5 protein-coding genes are annotated in these 18840 nt (G+C 70.0%); 1 reads left to right on the top strand and 4 read right to left on the bottom strand.

Translation table 11 applies throughout. The features are described 5' to 3' along the window. Positions 1-90: 90 nt before the first annotated feature. From ISP14_RS07275 to ISP14_RS07265, 3 genes are read right to left on the bottom strand one after another with little or no spacing between them, the layout of a single operon-like run. Positions 91-6489 (bottom strand): amino acid adenylation domain-containing protein, encoded by a 6399-nt coding sequence (locus ISP14_RS07275; RefSeq protein WP_404537638.1) that lies wholly within the window; start codon positions 6487-6489, stop codon positions 91-93. After that, a complete protein-coding gene (locus ISP14_RS07270) occupies positions 6486-13694 on the bottom strand; it encodes a hybrid non-ribosomal peptide synthetase/type I polyketide synthase (protein ID WP_404537636.1) in 7209 nt (2402 codons plus the stop codon). Before ISP14_RS07270 ends, ISP14_RS07275 begins: the two co-directional genes overlap by 4 nt. Before the next feature lie 47 nt (positions 13695-13741). After that, positions 13742-14656: a cupin-like domain-containing protein gene (locus ISP14_RS07265; RefSeq protein WP_404537635.1), complete on the bottom strand. Its 915-nt coding sequence runs from the start codon at positions 14654-14656 to the stop codon at positions 13742-13744. 173 nt (positions 14657-14829) lie between these two features. Between ISP14_RS07265 and ISP14_RS07260 the strand changes: the two genes are divergently transcribed. Continuing rightward, complete coding sequence (locus tag ISP14_RS07260) at positions 14830-15900, top strand: hypothetical protein (RefSeq protein WP_404537633.1); 1071 nt, start codon at positions 14830-14832, stop codon at positions 15898-15900. Positions 15901-15936: 36 nt separating this feature from the next. Here ISP14_RS07260 and ISP14_RS07255 read toward each other — a convergent pair whose 3' ends face one another. Continuing rightward, positions 15937-18729 carry a hypothetical protein gene (locus ISP14_RS07255; protein WP_404537631.1) on the bottom strand — a complete coding sequence of 931 codons (2793 nt, stop codon included), beginning with the start codon at positions 18727-18729 and terminating at the stop codon, positions 15937-15939. Between the last annotated feature and the right edge of the window lie 111 nt (positions 18730-18840).

Genomic DNA, 18840 nt, shown 5'->3' with positions numbered 1-18840 from the left:
TCATTGACCGAAACGGTGTCGTCATTATGGGTGCCGCACCCCATGGTGGCGATGGGCGAAAGCGATACGGTGGTATCTGCGAGCTGCGCATCAGTGCAGCCCCAGCAGCCGCCGCAGGCGATGGCCGAAATGGCCGTTCTGTCCGGCCGCGGCGGGCTCGGGCAGTTGCCCGGCCAGCGCGGCCAGCGTGCTGCTGGCGATGTCCAGCAAGCTCAGCCGCACACCGGTCTCGCGCTGCACGCGCATGACCAGCTCTACCGCCAGCAGCGAATGGCCGCCCACGTCGAAAAAATTGTCCTGCGGCGCCACGTCCGCCACGCCGGTCAGCTCGCGCCACACCTTGCCCAGGTAGCTGCGGCGCGGATCGGCGTCCTCGACGCGCGGCACCGGATCGCACGCGTCCGCCGCCGTCACGGCGGGCGGCAGCGCCTTGCGGTCGAGCTTGCCGTTGGGAGTCTGCGGGAAAGCGTCCATCCGCACGAAGTGCTGCGGTCGCATATAGCCGGGCAACTGCGCTTCCATCGCGTTGCGCAGTCGCGGTAGCAGCGTGGTTTCGGCCTCGTCGGCGACCAGGTAAAGCACCAGACGCTGGTCGCTGGCGCCGAGTAGGCACACCACGGCGGCGGCATCGGTCACGGCGGCATCCTCGCGGGCGATGGATTCGATCTCGCCAGGCTCGATGCGGAAGCCGCGGAGCTTGATCTGGAAGTCGGCGCGGCCGAGGTGTTCGAGTGAGCCGTCGGGCTGCCAGCGGCCGCGGTCGCCGGTGCGGTAGAGGCGCGCGCCAGGTTCGTCGCTGAAGGGATCGGCGATGAAGCGCTCGGCGGTGAGCTCCGCCCGGTGCAGGTAACCCAGCGCCACGCCGGCGCCGCCGATCCACAGCTCGCCCGGCACGCCGAGCGGACAGGGCTGGCGCCGCTCGTCCAGCACCCACACGGTGGTGTTGGCGATGGGTGCGCCGATGCGGATCGGCTGGTCCTTTTCCAGCTTCGCGCAGGTCGACCACACCGTGGTCTCGGTGGGGCCGTAGAGATTCCACACCTCGCCGCAACGCGCCAGCAGCGCCGCCGCCAGATCCGGCGCCAACGCCTCGCCGCCGCACAGCGCACGGAAGAAAGCGCCGCCCTGCCAGCCGGCCTGCAGCAGCATGCGCCAGCTGGCGGGGGTGGCCTGCATCAGCGTGATGCCGTGGTCGGCCAGCAGCGCCTGCAGTGCTGCGCCATCCATCGCCTGCTCGCGCGTGGCCAGCACCACCGTGCCGCCCACGCCGAGCGGACCGAGCAGTTCCAGCACCGCGATGTCGAAGGAGAGCGTGGTGACCGCCAGCAGGCGATCGTCGCCGCGCAGGCCAGGACGTTCGGCCATGCTGGCGAGGAAGTTGGCGACGGCGCGGTGCGGAATGGCGACGCCCTTGGGCCGACCGGTGGAGCCGGAGGTGTAGATGACGTAGGCGATGGACTGCGGATCGACGGACAAGGCCGGTGCGGTGATCGGCAGTGTTTCCCAACTGGGCGGCGGCGCATCGAGCGCGATCACCGGGCGGCCGTCGAGGTGGAAGCGGGCGGCCTGGGAGGACTGGGTGAGCAAGGCGGCCAGCTTGGCGTCCTCGGCCATGTAGGCGAGGCGTTCGGCGGGGAAGCCGGGATCGAGCGGGACGTAGCCGGCGCCGGCCTTGAGGGTGCCGAGCAAGGCGGCGAGCATGTCGGGGCCACGCTCCAGCGCGATGCCGACCAGTGCACCGGGTCCGACGCCTTGCGCGATCAGGTGATGGGCGATGCGGTTGGCGCGTTCGTCGAGGGCGCGGTAGCTCAGCGTCTCGGCGCCGCAGCACAGCGCGGTGCGCTCGGGCGTGGCCGAGGCCTGCCGTTCGAACGCGCCGTGCATGGTCGGCAGCGGAATCGCCGCCGCGGTGGCGTTCCAGCGCCGCAGTTGCGCCAGTTCGCTCGCCGGCAGCAATGGCAGTTGCGCGATCGATTGGCGCGGATCGGCCAGCGCACCTTCCAGCAGGGTTTCGTAGCCGCGGCGGAAACGCGCGGCGGTGGATGGGTCGAAGATGTCGGCATTGAAGCCCATGCCGCCGAGCAGGCGCTGCTCCTGCTCGATGAACCACAAACCCAGATCCTCGGTGCTGCCGCGCTGGAACACCGGCAGGTGTTCGTGCTGCAGGCCGCCCCAGGTGGTGGCGCGGCCGCGCACGTCCTGGAACGAGAACATCGCCTGCGCCAGCGGCGGGCGGCTCTCGTCACGCGGCAGGCGCAGTGCCTTGACCAGGTGCTCGAACGGCACGTCGGGGCAGGCGAAGGCGTCGAGCACCATCGCGCGTACCACATGCAAGGTGTCGAGGAAGCTGGCCTGCGGATCGATCGCCAGGCGCAGCGGCAGCGCGTTGACGAAGAAGCCCATCACCGTTTCCAGCTCCACCGTGTCGCGGCCGCGCACCGGCGTGCTCACTACCAGGTCGCGTTGGCCGCCGAGCCGGTGCAGCAGCGCGAAGTAGGCCGCGAGCAGCACCACGAACGGCGTGGTGCCGGCCTGCTGCGCCAGCGCGTGTACGGCAGCCAGCCGATCGGACGGCAGCACGATCCACTCGGTGGCGCCGGCGCCGGACATGCGCGTCGGTCGCGCGCGGTCGGCGGGCAGCGCCAGCGGTTCGATCCCGCCCTTGAGGTGCGACAGCCAATGGTCGAGCTGGCGCTGCAGCTCTTCGCCTTGCATCCACTGCCGCTGCCACGCGGCGAAGTCGCCGTACTCGACCGCCAGCGGCGGCAGCGGATCGGGCTGGCCGGTGCGGAACGCGTCGTAGAGCGCGCTCAGCTCCCGGTACAGCAGGTCGAACGACCAGCCGTCCCAGACGATGTGGTGGGTCATGAAGAAGAACACGTGTTCCTGCTCGCCCAGCCGGAACAACCGGGCGCGGAACAGCGGCGGCGTAGCCAGGTCGAACGGTTCGGCGATCAGCGCGTCCAGCCGGCGCCGCAGCCAGGCATCGCGTTCGTCTGCCGGCATGCCGGAGAGATCCTCGAGCGGCAGCTCCACGTCCAGTTCGGCGTGGATGTGCTGCATCGCGCCCGCCGCGTCTGGCTCGATCGAGGTGCGCAGCACCGGCTGGCGCCGGACCATGGTGCGCAGCGTCTGCTCGAAGGCGGCGAGATCCAGCGATCCGCTCAGGCGATGCGCCGACGGTGTGTGAAACGCCACGCCGCCGGGCCTGAGCTGTTCGAGGTACCACACGCGTTGCTGCATCAGCGACAGCGGCGCGTGTTCGCGGTCAGCCAGGCGCGCGATCTGGCGCGGCGCCTGTTTGCCTGCCGCGCCTGCCGCGCGAATCGCTGCTGCCAGCCGCGCCACGGTCGGCGCCTCGAACAGGGTACGCAGCGGCAGCGCCAGACCCAGCTCGCGATTGAGGCGCGCGGTGAGTTGCGCGGCGAGCAGAGAGTGCCCGCCGTGCTCGAAGAAGTCGTCATCCAGGCCCGGCTCCAGTCCGCCCAGCACGGCCGCCATCGCCTGCGCGATCTGACGCTCCAATTCGTCGCGTGGCGCGGCGCGCGCGATGGCCGGCGCGGCGGCGAGCGGCGCCGGCAGCCGGGCGCGATCGATCTTGCCGTTGGGCAGCAGCGGCAGCGCAGCCAGCACCACGAAGTGCTGCGGCAGCATGTATTCGGGCAGGCGTTCGCGCAGGCGGCTGCGCAAGGCGGCCTCGTCCACCGGCGTTTCGCTCGCCAGATAGGCAACCAGGCGCGCGTCGCCCGGACGATCCTCGCGCACCATCACCAAGGCTTGCGTCACCGGCGGATGGCCGGCCAGCTGCGCTTCGATCTCGCCAGGTTCGATGCGGAAGCCGCGGAGCTTGATCTGGAAGTCGGCGCGACCGAGGTGTTCGAGCGAGCCATCGGGCTGCCAGCGGCCGCGGTCGCCGGTGCGGTAGAGGCGCGCGCCGGGTTCGTCGCTGAAGGGATCGGCGATGAAGCGCTCGGCGGTGAGCTCCGCCCGGTGCAGGTAACCCAGCGCCACGCCGGCGCCACCGATCCACAGCTCGCCCGGCACGCCGAGCGGACAGGGCTGGCGCCGCTCGTCCAGCACCCACACGGTGGTGTTGGCGATGGGTGCGCCGATGCGGATCGGCTGGTCCTTTTCCAGCTTCGCGCAGGTCGACCACACCGTGGTCTCGGTGGGGCCGTAGAGATTCCACACCTCGCCGCAACGCGCCAGCAGTGCCGCCGCCAGATCCGGCGCCAACGCCTCGCCGCCGCACAGCGCACAGAAGAAAGCGCCGCCCTGCCAGCCGGCCTGCAGCAGCATGCGCCAGCTGGCGGGGGTGGCCTGCATCAGGGTGATGCCGTGGTCGGCCAGCAGCGCCTGCAGTGCTGCGCCATCCATCGCCTGCTCGCGCGTGGCCAGCACCACCGTGCCGCCCACGCCGAGCGGACCAAGCAGTTCCAGCACCGCGATGTCGAAGGAGAGCGTGGTGACCGCCAGCAGGCGATCGTCGCCGCGCAGGCCAGGACGTTCGGCCATGCTGGCGAGGAAGTTGGCGACGGCGCGGTGCGGAATGGCGACGCCCTTGGGCCGACCGGTGGAGCCGGAGGTGTAGATGACGTAGGCAATGGACTGCGGATCGACGGACAAGGCCGGCGCGGTGATCGGCAGCGTCTCCCAGCCGGGCGGCGGCGCATCGAGCGCGATCACCGGGCGGCCGTCGAGGTGGAAGCGGGCGGCCTGGGACGACTGGGTGAGCAAGGCGGCCAGCTTGGCGTCCTCGGCCATGTAGGCGAGGCGTTCGGCGGGGAAGCCGGGATCGAGCGGGACGTAGCCGGCGCCGGCCTTGAGGGTGCCGAGCAAGGCGGCGAGCATGTCGGGGCCACGCTCCAGCGCGATGCCGACCAGTGCACCGGGTCCGACGCCTTGGGCGATCAGGTGATGGGCGATGCGGTTGGCGCGTTCGTCGAGGGCGCGGTAGCTCAGCGTCTCGGCGCCGCAGCACAGCGCGGTGCGCTCGGGCGTGGCCGAGGCCTGCCGCTCGAACGCGCCGTGCATGGTCGACGGGCCGCTCCAATGGCGCGCGGGCGGCTGCAGTCCGGCCAGCTCGCTCTGTGCCGCCGCGTCGACCAGTGGCAGAGCGCCGAGCGGATGGTCGGGCTGCGTCACGGCGGCACGCAGCAAGGCCTCGTAGGCGCGTAGCCAGCGACGCACGGTGGCTGCGTCGAACAGGCCGCTGTTGTACTGGCATTCCAGGCGCAGGCCACCATGTTCCTGCACCGCGTTGATGAACAGTTCGAAGTTCTCGTAGCGGCGAGGCACGCTGGCGAAGTCCAGCCGCAGCCCAGGGAAGGCCTCGCCTTCCTGCTCCAGCGCCTGGTCGATGTTGAACAGCACGCTGACCAGCGGCAGGCGCGCGGGATCGCGCGCGATGTCCAACTGCTGCAGCAGGCTGCCGAAGGTGCAGCGCTGGTGCTCCAACGCATCGAGCAGCTCGCCGCCCGCCGCGCCAAGCAGCTGCGTGAACGGCAGTGCCGGATCGGCCGTGCAGCGCAGCGGCAGCAGATTGACGCCGTGGCCGACCAGGTCGCCCAGGCCTTCGTTCGCCTGCGCTGCGGCGGGGATGCCGAGCACGACTTCGTCCTGCCCGGCCAGCCGGCCGAGCAAGCCGGCGAAACTGCCCAGCAAGGTGGCGAACAGGCTTGCGCCGTGACGCGCGCCCAGGTGGCGCAAGGCGCCGACCAGGTCGGCGCCGAGCACATGATCCTCGCGGCCGGCAGCGAAGCCGCGCCGTGGCGGCCGCGGGCGGTCGCCCGGCAGGTCCAGCGCCGGTGGACGATGGGCGTGATGCGCTACCCACCAGGCCTCGTCGGCGGAGCGGGCGTGGCGGTCCGCCTGACCGGCGCATTGCAAGGCGTAGTCGGCGAACGAGGGGGCTGGCGGCAGGGTTGCGTTGCCGGCGCCGCTGCGCAACGCGTACAGCGTACCCAGTTCGCGCAGGACCACCCACCACGACCAGCCGTCGCAGACCAGGTGGTGCGCGCTGAGCAGCAGCACGTGCTCGCCCTCGCCCAGGCGCAGCAGTTCGGCGCGGAACAGCGGTCCGGTTTCCAGGTCGAACGGCAGCAGCACGACTTGCGCGCGACGCTCCTCCAGCGCGGCAATGCGCGTGGATGCATCGAGCGTGCCCAGGTCGGTCTGGCGCACGTCGAGTGCGACGCCGCCGGCCACGCAGAAGGTCTCGCCGTCCGGGCCGAAACTGGCGCGCAACGCATCGTGGCGATCGACCAGCGCTTGCAGCGCGTCGAGCATGGCCGTGCGGTCCAGCGCGCCGTGCAGGTGCAGCGCTACCGCTTCGTTATAGGCCAGCGAAGCGTCTTCGCCCAGCTTGGCGGCCAGCCAGATTTCGCGCTGCGCCTCGGTGCTGGGCACCACGCGTTCGAGCGCTGGGCTGGCGAACGGATCGTAGTCGACAGCCGAGAGGCCGGCATGCGCGTCCATGGGCGTGTTCATGACTCGACCTTCATGTATTTGCCCGGTTGCGCGGGGTTGGGCACGAACCAGCACGGCCGCCCGTCGGGCTCGCGGCCGAGCCGCGCGCCGGGCACGGGCGGCTTGCCCGCATCCATCACCGTCTGCGCCGGGGGAACGTTGCGCGGCAGGAAACCGGCTTCCTGCAACTCGGCCACCGATTCCTTGTAGGCCTGGGTGATCTTCTGGAAATCCGCCTCGCTGTGCGCGGTGGTGAAGAAGCACGGGAAGTTGTCGAGGATGTGCACGCCGCGGCTGCGCATCATCGCGAACAGCAGATCCTGCAGCGGATGCTCCTCCAGGAACTGGGTCTTCCACAGCGAAGCGAACTGCTTGACCGCGATCGGCGCGCCCACTTCCACGAAGAAACCGTTGAGCTCGTCGGCCATTGCCGCGGTGCGCGCATTGAGCCGTTCCTGCAGCGCGCTCCCGGCGTCGCGCACGTGCTCGAGCACCGCCTTCGCCGCGGCCAGCGCCAGCGGGTGGCGCACGAAGGTGCCGGCGAAATAAGTGACGCCCACAGTGGGGATCGAGTCGTCGCCGTACTGCCATTGGCCGCCGTCCAACGCATCCATGTATTCGCGTTTGCCTGCGATCACTCCGATCGGATAGCCGCCGCCCACGACCTTGCCGTAGGTGGCGAGGTCGGCGCGGATATCGAACAGCGCCTGGGTGCCGCCGGGATGGCTGCGGAAGCCGGTGACGATCTCGTCGAAGATGCACAAGGTGCCGCTGGCCGCGGTGATCGCACGTACCTCGCGCAAGAATTCGACCGGACGGAAATCCGGCCGCCGGCTCTGCACCGGCTCGATCAGCACGGCGGCCAGCTCGTGCGCTCGCTCGCGGATGATTTCCAGCGACTCCGGCGTGCCGTAGTCGAGCACCAGCACGTGTTCGGCGGTGTTGCGCAGGATGCCCGGCGCGGCCGGCACCGCGCGCAGCTTCTTGGTGCCGCGAACGATCACTTCGTCCACGATGCCGTGGTAGGCGCCGGTGAACAGCACCACGGTCTCGCGCCCGGTCACCGTGCGCGCGATGCGCAGCGCGCCCAGCACCGCCTCGGAGCCGGTGTTGCACAACGCGGCGCGCTCATGCCCAGTGACCTCGCAGACCAGCTTCGCCACTTCGCCGGCCAGCGGATGCTGCGGGCCGATCTCGTAGCCGAGATCGAGCTGCCTGCGCACGGCATCCAGCACGAAATCCGGCTGCCAGCCGAACAGACTCATGCCGAAGCCGTTCAGCGCGTCGACGTATTCGTTGCCGTCGAGGTCCCACAGGTGGGCGCCCTTGGAGCGCTCGATGACGATCTGGTAGACGATTTCCTTGAGCAGGGGACGGAAGCCGTTGACCACACGCGGGTCGGCCATGTGCGGGCGATGCGCCTGGGTGTACTCCTTCGACTTGCGCGTGCGCGCCGCGTAGCGTTCGACGAAGCGGTCCAGCCGGCCCTGCTGGCGCGGCGTGAGCTCGAACTTGCCGGTGTCGATGCGCGCGATCGCGCCGAAGGCCTTCTTGACGTCGTAGCGGGTGTGGGCCAGCGCGGCCTCCTCGTCCACCACCGGAGCCGCGGTCGCGACGGGTGCGGCGGGTGCTGGCGCGGCGGTCACGGGCGACGGCACGGCGGCCGGCGCCGATGGCGCGACGCCGAGCAGGGCCAGTTGCTGGGCCATCAGTTGCATCTGCTGCGCGATCACCTGCTGCACGTAGCTGTCTGGCGCCGCGCCGGCCATGGCCGGCAGCGACGGCATCGCCAACGGGGCCGGTTGCAGCGGGGCGGGTGCCGCTGCCGCGGCGGGTGCCTCAGGCGGCAGCTGCGCGTCGAGCAGCGCGGCCAGTTGCGCGAAGCTGGAGCAGTCGCCCATCAGCTGGCGAAAGCTCACCGGCACCGCGAAGGTCTTGGATACCTGCAGCGCCACCTGGGTCAGCATCAGGCTGTCCAGGCCCAACTCGATGAAGTGGCTGGCGGGATCGGCGTCGGCCAGGTCGATGCCGGCGACATCCTCGAAGGTGGCCTTGAGCTGGCCGATCAGGCGCGGTTGGCGATCCACGGACGACACGGTTGGCGCGGACATGATGGGCGTTCCTTCGTGGTACTCGGACGTTGTGGCGGGCGGCAACGATGCGTGGACGCCCGATGCCGCGGGCGCGTCGATCCAATGGCGTTGGCGTTCGAACGGGTAGCTGGGCAGGCATACGCGCCGACGCCGTGCGCGCCGGTCCAGCCGTGCGGCGTCGATGGCCGCACCTTGGCGCCACAGCTCGCCGACGGCCTGGCGCAACTGCATCGGTTCCAGCTGGGGCGCGTCGCCGAGCGAGGGCAGGGCGGCGATGCGCTGCTGGCGCAGCAGCGGCTGCTGGCGCGCCAGCGAACACAGCGTGGCGCGAGGCCCCACTTCCAACAGTACGCGGGCTGGCCGGTCGAGCACGCGTTCGAGCGCGGTGGAGAAGCGCACCGGTTCGCGCAGGTGGCGTGTCCAGTAGTCGATCGACTGCGCTGCGTCGTCGCCCAGCCAGTCGCCGGTCGCGGTCGACACCAGCGGGATGCGCGGCGCCTGTCGCGGCACGCGCTCCACCTCGGCACGGAACGGCGCCAGCACCGGTTCCATCATCGCCGAGTGGAAGGCGTGCGAGGTGCGCAGCAGGCGGCAGGCGACACCGTCCTTCTCCAGCGCCGCCTGCAGCGCGGCGACATCCGCGTGCGGTCCGGCCACCACGCAGGCAGCCGGTGCGTTTTCCACGGCCAGCGACAGCGTCACCGGCAGGCGCGCGAGCACGTCCTCGCGCGGTAGCCGCACCGACAGCATGGCGCCTTCCGGCTGTGCCTGCATCAGCGCGCCGCGGCGGACGACGAGACGCATCGCATCGCGCAGCTCGAACACACCGGCCAGCGTCGCCGCGACGAATTCGCCGACGCTGTGGCCGAGCATCGCCGCCGGTTGCACGCCCAGGCTCATCCACCATTGCGCCAGCGCGTATTCCATCGTGAAGATTGCTGGCTGCATCACCGCGGTGGGCAGCAGCGCCGCGGGATCGTCGCTCCACATGTGTTCGCGCAGGTCGAAGCCCGCCACCTCGCCGGCATGTGCCACACAGGCGTCGAAAGCCTCGCGGAACGCCGGCTCGGCGGCATGCAGCGCGCGGCCCATGCCGGGGTAGGGCGAGCCCTGCCCCGGGAACAGGAACACCACGTCGGTCGGCTGGCTGGGGTGGCTGCGCACGCTGGCGGCGGCAACTTCGGCGAGGCGCAAGGCCGCCTCGGCCGCGTCGCCGGCCACCACGGCGGCGCGATGGGCGAAGGCTTTGCGGCCGACCGCCAGCGTCCAGGCCACGTCGGCGAGGTTCTCGCCGGGTTGCGTGCCCAGGTGTGCTGCCAAGCGTTCCGCCGTCGCGGCGAGCGCTGTCGGCGTACGCGCCGACAACAGCAGCAGCTGCGGTCCGTCGGCGGCATCGGAGGGTTCCCGCGCGGGGGCCTGTTCCATTACCACGTGTGCGTTGGTGCCGCCGACGCCGAACGAGCTGACGCCCGCGCGCAACGGCCCGCTGTCGGCGTGCCATTCCAGCAGGCGCGAGTTGACCACGAACGGCGAGCTGGCGAAATCGATACCCGGGTTGGGCGCGCGGAAATGCAGGGTCGGCGGGATCCGTTGCTCGGCCAGCGCGAACGCCGTCTTGATCACGCCCGCTACGCCGGCGGCGATCACCATGTGGCCGACATTGCTCTTGAGCGAGCCGACGTGGCAAAAGCCGACGTCGTTCGTACTGCGCCGGAACGCGCTGGCCAGCCCCTCGATCTCGATCGGATCGCCGATCGGAGTGGCCGTGCCGTGGGCTTCCACGTAGCTGATGCTGCGCGCGTCGACGCCGGCGTCCGCCTGCGCCATGGCGATCACCGCGGCTTGCCCCGCGCTGCTCGGCGCCATGAAGCTGGCCTTGCCGCCGCCGTCGTTGTTCACCGCGCCACCACGGATCAGCGCATAGACCGGATCGCCGTCGGCGATCGCGTCGGACAGCCGCTTGAGCAGGACCACCGCGGCGCCATCGCTGAACACCGTGCCCCGCGCATCCGCGTCGAAACTGCGCGTGTGCCCGTCCGGCGAAAGCATGGTGCCTTCCTGGGCGAGATAGCCGCTGCGCGGCGGGCAGGTGATCGACGCGCCGCCGGCCAGCGCCATCGTGCAACGGCCGGCGCGCAAGGCGTCGAAGGCCTGGCAGATCGCCACCAGCGACGTCGAGCAAGCGGTGTTCACGCTGACTGCCGGGCCGGTCAGGTCGAGCTTGTGCGCGACACGGGTGGCCAGGAAATCCTTCTCGTTGGCCAGCATCACCTGGAACGCGCCGAGCTTGTCGACCAGGTCCGGCCGCGCACTGAGATGACGCTGGAAATAAGTGGCGTGGTACATGCCGCCGAACACGCCGACCGGTCCGGTGTGCGTTCCCGGCGCATGGCCCGCGCGCTCCAGGCATTCCCAGCACAGTTCGAGGAAGATCCGCTGCTGCGGGTCCATCAGCTCCGCCTCGCGCGGGGGGATGCCGAAGAACGCGGCGTCGAAGTTCTCCACGCCGTCGATGATGCCGCGCGCGGCCACATAGGACGGGTCGTCGCGCTCCGCGCGCGCGATGCCCGGGTCGAGTTCGTCGGCGCCGAAGAAGGTGATCGATTCCTGGCCTTCGCACAGGTTGCGCCAGAACGCCTCGACGTTGTCGGCGCCAGGGAAGCGTCCGGCCATCGCGATGATCGCGATCGGCTCTGCATCGGCGCCGTGCCCGCCGTGCAGCAAGCCGGACGCGATGGGCGCGGTCCGCGCGGTTCCTGCCATCGCCTGCGCCAGCGCCGCCGGCGTGGGGTTCTGGAAGAACATCGGTATGGTCAGTTCGCGCGGCGCCAGCTTGCCGAGCCGGGTGACCGCGCGCACGGCGGACAGCGAATCGCCGCCCAGCTCGAAGAAGTTGTCGTCGCGGCCCACGCGGTCCAGTCCGAGCAGTTCGCCGAACACGGCGCATGCCTGCTGCTCCAGCGGGCCGACGGGTTCCACGTACGGCACGGCAAGTTCGGGCCGGCGGGAATCCGGCGCAGGCAGCGCGCGACGGTCGAGCTTGCCGTTGGTGGTCAACGGCAGCGCATCGAGCTGCACATAGCATGCCGGCACCATGAACTCGGGCAGGCTGGTGCCGAGGTAGCCGCGCAGCGCCTGCGCGGTGGTCTCGACGCCGTTGCCTACGTAATAGGCGACCAGGCGCTTGCGGCCGGGCTGGTCTTCGCGCGCCTGCACGGCGCAGGCGCCGATCGCGCGATGACGCGCCAGCACCGCCTCGATCTCGCCAGTCTCGATGCGGTAGCCGCGGATCTTGACCTGGCCATCGATGCGGCCGACGAACTCGATGGCGCCGTCCGGCAGGTAGCGCACCAGATCGCCGGTGCGATACAGGCGTTCGCCCGCGTTGCCGAACGGATCGGGCACGAAACGTTCGGCGCTCAATTCGGGACGCCGCAGGTAGCCGCGCGCGACGCCGGCCCCGCCCACGAACAATTCGCCGACGACGCCGGTCGGCAGCAGCTCCATGCGCCGGTTCAGCACATAGAGCCGCGTGTCAGCGATGGGCCGCCCGATCGGAATCGTGCGCGCGTCGGCTGCGAGGTCGCGCGGTATCCGATGGGTGGTGGTGAATGTCGTGCATTCGGTCGGGCCGTACGGATGGACGATGGTCGTGCCGGGCAGCGCATCCAGCGCCCGGCGCACATGCCGTACGGAGACCTTCTCGCCGCCGGTGAACAGTTCGCGCAGCCCGGTCAGGTGCCGGGGATCGACATCCACGATGGCATTGAACAGCGCCGTGGTGAGGAAGGCCGTGCTGACGTTGTGCCGCGTGATGCTGCGGGCGAGGCCGCCGCCGGTCGGTACCGCTTCGTCGTGCACGATGACGCAACCGCCATTGAGCAGGGCGCCCCAGATCTCCAGCGTGGAGGCATCGAAGCCCAGCGGTGCTGCGTGCAACAGCCGTGTGTCTAGCCCCAGATCGATGTATGCGACGTCACGTACCAGGCGGATGATGGAACGGTGCCGGATCTCGACGCCCTTCGGCGTGCCAGTCGACCCGGAGGTGTACATCACGTAGGCCAGTGCTTCGCCGTCGAGCCGGATGGGGTCGGCTGCGATGGCGCCGGGATCGCCGGGCTGCTCCCCGGCAGCGACGGAAACGCGCACGATCGTATCGGCGAGTGGCAGCGCCCGCGCGATGCGCGGTGTCACCACGATGCGCACTTCGGCATCGTCGAGCATGAAAGCCACACGCTCTGCCGGGTAGGCCATGTCGAGCGGCAGGTAGGCGGCGCCCGCTTTCAGTACGCCGAGGATGGCGACCACCGCGTCGACCGAGCGATCCAGCATCACGCCCACGATCGTGCCCTGCGCGACGCCGGCATCGCGCAGGCGAAGCGCCAGCGCCGTCGCCAGCCGGTCCAGTTGCGCGTAGGTCAGGTTGCGCTGGTCGTCGATGACCGCGATCCGGTCCGCATGCTCCCTGGCGGTGGCGGCAAACAGGCCGTCTACCGTGTCGGCAGCATCGCGCGGCACGTCCGTCGCATTCCATTCGACCAGCAGCCGGCGACGCTCGGCCGGATCGAGGATGTCGATCGATTCCAGCGCGCCGTCCGCTGGCTGTGCGCATGCCGCGAGCGTCCGCAGCACGCAGCCCGCAAGCAGGTCGACGGACGCCTCGCCCGGCGATCCACGGAAATCGACGTGCAGTTGCGTGTCGCCCACCAGTTGCAGTTGCCACACCAGCTGCGCCGGCATGTCGCCGCAAGCGGGCGCTGCCTCGTCACGGACACACCACACGCTGTCCGCCGATCCGCTCGCCGGTTCACGCAGCGCGCGCGCGCAGGTTTCCAGCCATGCGTCGCGCGACCCCGTGCGTGGCACCTCGATGGAACCCTGGGTGACGCCGCTGGCCTCTGATACCGTCGCAAGCACGACGTCTGCCCCGGTCAGGCGCGATTCGACCAGCGCCAGCGCTGCGCTCAGCAGTTGCGCAGGACCCAGCGGCGATCGGCGCACGGCATCGGCCAGCGCGGCGGCGAGTGCGGAGCCGAGCGGATACTGCCGATGCCGCCACGCGTCGCCCGCGCCATCCACGGCGCCAGGCAGCACGTCGAGCAACTCCATGTTTTGCGTTTCGCCGTGCGTCATGATCTGTATATCCATCTAACTGTCTGCCTGCCTGGCCGTCTGCCCGCTCAATCGTCTGAGGCGTAGGGCGCTCCATCGAAATGGACAGGCCGGCCGAGTTGGCGGCGAACGTATCTGCGCGCGCCGTCCGCGGCATGTGCGGCGGCATGCAGCCATGCATCGAAGCCGGGGCTGCGACCGACCGGAGGCCAGCCGATTCCGAGGCCGCGCATGCGGTCGCGCACGACGTGCAGCAACACGTTGCGGCGCGATGCGTCGGTGTTGTAACTGAGGCTCAGCGTCGTCGACGGCTCGTCATTGGTCTCGACCATGTGCGGGCTGGTCAGCGGCATGTACACACCCATGCCGGGTTGCAGCCGGAACACATGCGCGCGGGCACGGAACTCCTCGCGCCACTCGACCAGGCTGAGTTCGCGATGGCCGTGGAACCAGTCGCGGGCGCGGTCGTTCACCACCGTGACGTCGTCGGGATCCCATACGTAGACGGTCTTGCTGCCGCGTATCTGCAGCAGGATGCCGTGGTTGCGGTCGATGTGGAACGGTGTGACCGTGTGCGGCGAGGACACGAAGATCCAGCCGGCCCGGTAGCACATGCCGGGGTCCTTGTGTTCCACCTGCGGTTTGATTTCATCGAGCACGGAATCGACGAGCTCCCGGTAGGTCGGATCGCCCTGTACATGGCGAAGCAACATCCATGCCTTGGCGTGGTCGATGTCCTTCAGGGTTTCCTGCGCGGACTTGCGGTTCGGGTTGGTGCTGCCCGCCTTGCTGAAATTGGTGCCGGCGGTGACGTCGTTGCTGAACGAGTAGAGCTGCGCCGCCCGTTCGAGGCGCCGGCCGAACTCCACCAGCCGGTCCGGCTGCAGCAGCGGGTGCTCCATCAGCCGATGCTGCACCGGCTGCACGCGCCACGGGTCGAACGTCGCCCAGTCGATGTCTATGCATGCCGTGTGCTGGTTCATGGCCGTACCCCTGTCGTGCCATTGCCGTTGTCGCCGCCTGTGCGCCGGATCGCCCGGTGCTCCCCTGCTGCATGCCGATGGCGGCCCTCGGCGTGGTGATTTCGTCTTGTATGCAAAGCAGGCGTCGCACAGAATCCGCTGGCGCCGCCCTCAGCAACCCGAAGGCCATGGACATGCAGGATGTCGTTCCCGACGATCGCTATGAAGTGATCGAAGGCCAGCTCGAGCGGGATCGCGATACTGTCATCGGCATCTGGCGCGGCCATATCGGCTGGCGGGACCAGCTCGACCGCATGTACGACGTGTTCTATCTGAACTGCCCGTTCGGACGTCCGCTGCTGCGGCTGCTGCGCCATCGCGCCAGCGGCGAGATCGTGGGCACCGTCGGCGCCGGTCCGCGGCCGATGCTCTGGCAGGGGCGCGAGGCGCTGGCCGCCTGCGCCAGCCATTTCGTCGTGCTGCCCGGACACCGCTCGCTCAAGCCGGCGGTGGGATTGATCCGTGCGGTGGCGCTCGCCAGCCAGGAGCATTTCGCGTTCGGCTATGCGATGACCAACTTGCAGGGTGGTGCAGTCGGCAAACGCGCCGGCTTTGCCGTGGCTGGCCAGTTGCTGCGTCATGTGAAGCCGTTGCGTTACCGCGGCTATGCGTCGCGCGTGTTGCCGGGTCCGCTCGGTCGTGCCGGTGGCGCGCTGCTGGATGGCGTGCTCGCGACAGGCCGCCGGCTGCGCATCCCGGGGCAGCGTTCCGGCCTGCACGTGGCCTGGAGCGACGCTGTCGATCCGCGCATGCAGGCGCTGTGGGAGCAGTCCGAACACGGCAGCGGCCTGTGCACGGTGCGCAGCACGCAGATGCTCGAGTGGCGCTTTCTCCGCCTGCCGGCGATACGCCGCCGCTTCCTGCTGGTCGCCCCGGCGCCAGGTGCGCCGCTGCTGGCCTGGTTCGTCTGCGAGACCAATGTGCGTGCAGCCGGCTTGATGACCGTGACCGACGCCTGGTTTGCCGGCGGCATGCGCGAAGCCGACCGCCGCGCGATACGCGAGCTCGCCCGGATGGGCTACGAGGCCGGCTTCGATGCGATCGAGGCCCGCCTGGCCGCCGCCGCGCCCGTGCACGCCGCATGGCGCGCCGAGGGCTTTGTGGTGCGTGGGCGGCAGCCGCTGTTCGTCCACGGGGTGGACGCGCGGCGCGCGAATGAAATCGGCGCCGGCATGCACATCACCGACATCGAGCAGGATGGCTGAAGGCTTGTCGTACATGGCGCCCATCCAGCTACCCGGTCATCCCTTGTACGGCCTGGGGTAGCCGGACACCGGCAAGCCGGACACCGGCGGTGCGTACTTCGGCTGTTGCACGGTGCCGCCGCTTACCGTGAAGCTGAGCACGCCGTTGGCGCTGCTGGTGGTGCTGCCACCCGGGGTTACCGTGATGGTCTGCTGGTTGCCGGTGGTGGCGACGGCCACGGTGTAGCCGGCCGACGGCGCCAGCTCGGTGATCACATGTCGCGCGGCGAGGTTGTCGACGGTGTAGGCGATCGTGCCGGTCATCGGCGTGCCGGCCGCGCCGGTGCTGCCGACCATCACCGAACTGCCGTCCGCCGCCGCCAGCTGCACGCCGAGGATGCTGCCCTGGTTGACCGTCACCGGCTTGGCGGCGGCCACCGCGGCGCTGGAGGTGGACAGATCGAACACCGTCAGCCACTGCTGGCTGACGGCTGTGGCGGGTGCGCGCACCTGCACTTGCCAGGCTTTGGCCGGGTTGCTGGTCGGATACATCGCCGTAGTGGTCAGCGCGGTATTCAGCGGCAGCACGGCGGTCATCGCGCCGGCATAGGTGCCGCTGTAGGTGACATCCAGCCGCTTGCCGCTGGCGGCCGTCGTGCTGGTCGTCGGGCTGGCCGGGAAGTGCCACGCCAGGTACTGGTCGTAGCTGGCGCTGCCGGCGGTGGTGCGGTCGTAGACCACGAAGCGGTTCGGGCGCAGGTACACCACCTCGCGCGCCCAGTTCGCCACGGCCTTGCCGGCGGCGAAGCTGCGGTACATGTCCTGCAGGCCGGTGGCGAGCACGTAGGCATAGCTGCCGCCGTCCTCGAACGCGGCCACCTTGGTGCTGGCCTGGTTGCTCTCGGTGGTGCTGGCGAACTGGCCGAACTGTTCGGCCAGCGTGCCGTTGCTCATGTTGCGCACGTAGAAGATGTTCTCTTCCTGGCGGTTGCCCGAGTAGATGTTGCTGCTGCTGAAGCTGCCGAAGTTGTCGGTGTAGATCAGGTTCTCGTCCGCGGTGCCGTTGGGGTCGTGCACCATCCAGCCGGTGGCGTTGAGCAGCAACGGCGTGCCGCCGTGGACCAGGGCCAGGCTGCCCTGGTCGAAGAACTCTTCGCCTTGCGCCGGGTTGTTGGCATAGGGTGCGGCGCGGAAAGACATCCAGCTGGCGCTGGTGCCCCAGTCGGAGCGGGCGGCGACCGCGCCCAGCCCCGGCGCGAAGTAGGACAGCGGCAGCCCGCTCACCGGCGACACCGCGCCGGCCGGATCCAGCGCCAGGAATTGCAGCCACGGATCCGTCGCGCCGAAGCCGCTGGTGGCGGCGTTCACCTCGGACAGGTACTGGCGCAGGATCGCCGTGTGTGGCGAACCCCAGTAGCCGAGTGCGCCGACCAGTTGCTGGAACAGCCCGACCTGGGTCGTGCCCGGCGGCTGGCTGCCGGAACCGGAGCCGGAATGGTTGGTGTCGCGGTCGTCGAAATAGGCACGCGAGGGCCAGGTGAAGTGCATCGCGTACTCGCCGCTGTCCAGCGGGTAGTTGTAGGGCGCGCTGGCATGCACCAGGTCCTGGCCGGTGGCGGTCTTTACTTCCTGCAGGGGCAGGGTCATGTTGAGCACGCCCAGCGAGGCGTAGTTGGAGTACCCCTCGGGCCAGCCGCCGCCCGCCAGGTGCAGCGCGTAGTACGGCTGCACGCGCACGGCGAACTGGTTGCTCAGCCAGTCGCTCCACTGCGCCGGCGCCGAAGGGTTGTCCTCGTAGGTCGCCAGGGCGATGGCCGCCTTGGCGTGGAAGTAACCCGCGTAGTAGTTGCTCTGCGGATGCGCGTACTCGAAATCGGCGCAGCCGTTCGCCGTTTCCCAGGCGGTAATCCACGCGTTCGCGGTGGTGTAGACCTGTGTGCGCTGGGCCGGCGTCAGCAGCTCATACACCCAGTCGTAGCCCAGGCCCATGCCCACGCCGTAGAAGCGCATGCCGTAGCCGCTGTCGGTGCAGGGCGGCTGGCCCTGGCTGCCGGAGGTGGACATCTTGAGCAGGATGTCCACTGCCTTGGCGCCGTAGTTGGCGGCGGCCGAGGCGTTGCTGGTCTTGAGCACCTGGTAGCACATGCCTTCGGCCAGCAGGGCGGGCACGTAGCTGCTGCCCTGGTAGCCCTGGCCGATGTTGGGCAGGTTCGGGTAGGCATTGCCCGTGGGGTATTCCACCGTGCCGCCGATGTAGGAATCGCACTGTGCCTTCAGTGCCGTCCATTGCGGGTTGGAGCTGGTGGCGCGCTGGATCAGCGCAGCCAGCGTGGTGCTGTCCAGCAGCAACCGCGGATGCGGCGCCAGCGTCACTGTGGCCAGGGCTTGCACCGAGACCGCCGCCGGCACAGGCGCGGATGCGGGCGCGGGTGCAGAGGTGTTGCGTGTTGCGCGCGTCCCGGTATCTACCAGGGCCAGCACCCGCGAGGGCGAACAGGGATCGGGCGATGGCGTGACGCCGGCGCGGCTGTCGCACGGTGAATCCTCATAGGTCCACGCCAGGCTGTCCGACGAGGGCTGTACGGCTGTTTCGGCATCCGCCGCAATCCGTGCCGCGCGCGTCGACGCGACGGTGGGTGTCGCCTGCGTGCGTGCGGTGATGGCCGGCGATGCGGCGAAGGACGCCTGCTGCGTTTCCTGGGCAACGGCCAAGGGCGTGGCCAGGTGCGTCGCCGGGTGCTCGTTACGGCTCCGCACGATGGCTTGCGCCATCACCACGGCGGCCAACAGCGTCGCCGTCGCCGCCAGCGCGGCGCGCCAGTGCCAGTTGCGGCGGGGCGCAGACGCCATTCCCCACGTGTGCGGGGGCGACGTACCCGGGTGGTCCGGCGAGCTTCGACTCGGCATGGCGAATCCTTGGATCAGATGGGCTTACCGGATCTGCCCTGCCAGGCGCCGCCG

It is taken from the genome of Dyella agri (assembly GCF_044904705.1).
Taxonomy (GTDB): Bacteria; Pseudomonadota; Gammaproteobacteria; order Xanthomonadales; family Rhodanobacteraceae; genus Rhodanobacter_A; species Rhodanobacter_A agri.
Note: the sequence above shows the minus strand (reverse complement) of the source record. Positions and strands in the feature narration are given on the sequence as shown.

Coding starts and splice junctions, on each gene's coding strand:
- ISP14_RS07270 (WP_404537636.1), bottom strand. CDS start 13,694: ATGACGCACGGCGAAACGCAAAACATGGAGTTGCTCGACGTGCTGCCT.
- ISP14_RS07255 (WP_404537631.1), bottom strand. CDS start 18,729: ATGGCGTCTGCGCCCCGCCGCAACTGGCACTGGCGCGCCGCGCTGGCG.
- ISP14_RS07265 (WP_404537635.1), bottom strand. CDS start 14,656: ATGAACCAGCACACGGCATGCATAGACATCGACTGGGCGACGTTCGAC.
- ISP14_RS07275 (WP_404537638.1), bottom strand. CDS start 6,489: ATGAACACGCCCATGGACGCGCATGCCGGCCTCTCGGCTGTCGACTAC.
- ISP14_RS07260 (WP_404537633.1), top strand. CDS start 14,830: ATGCAGGATGTCGTTCCCGACGATCGCTATGAAGTGATCGAAGGCCAG.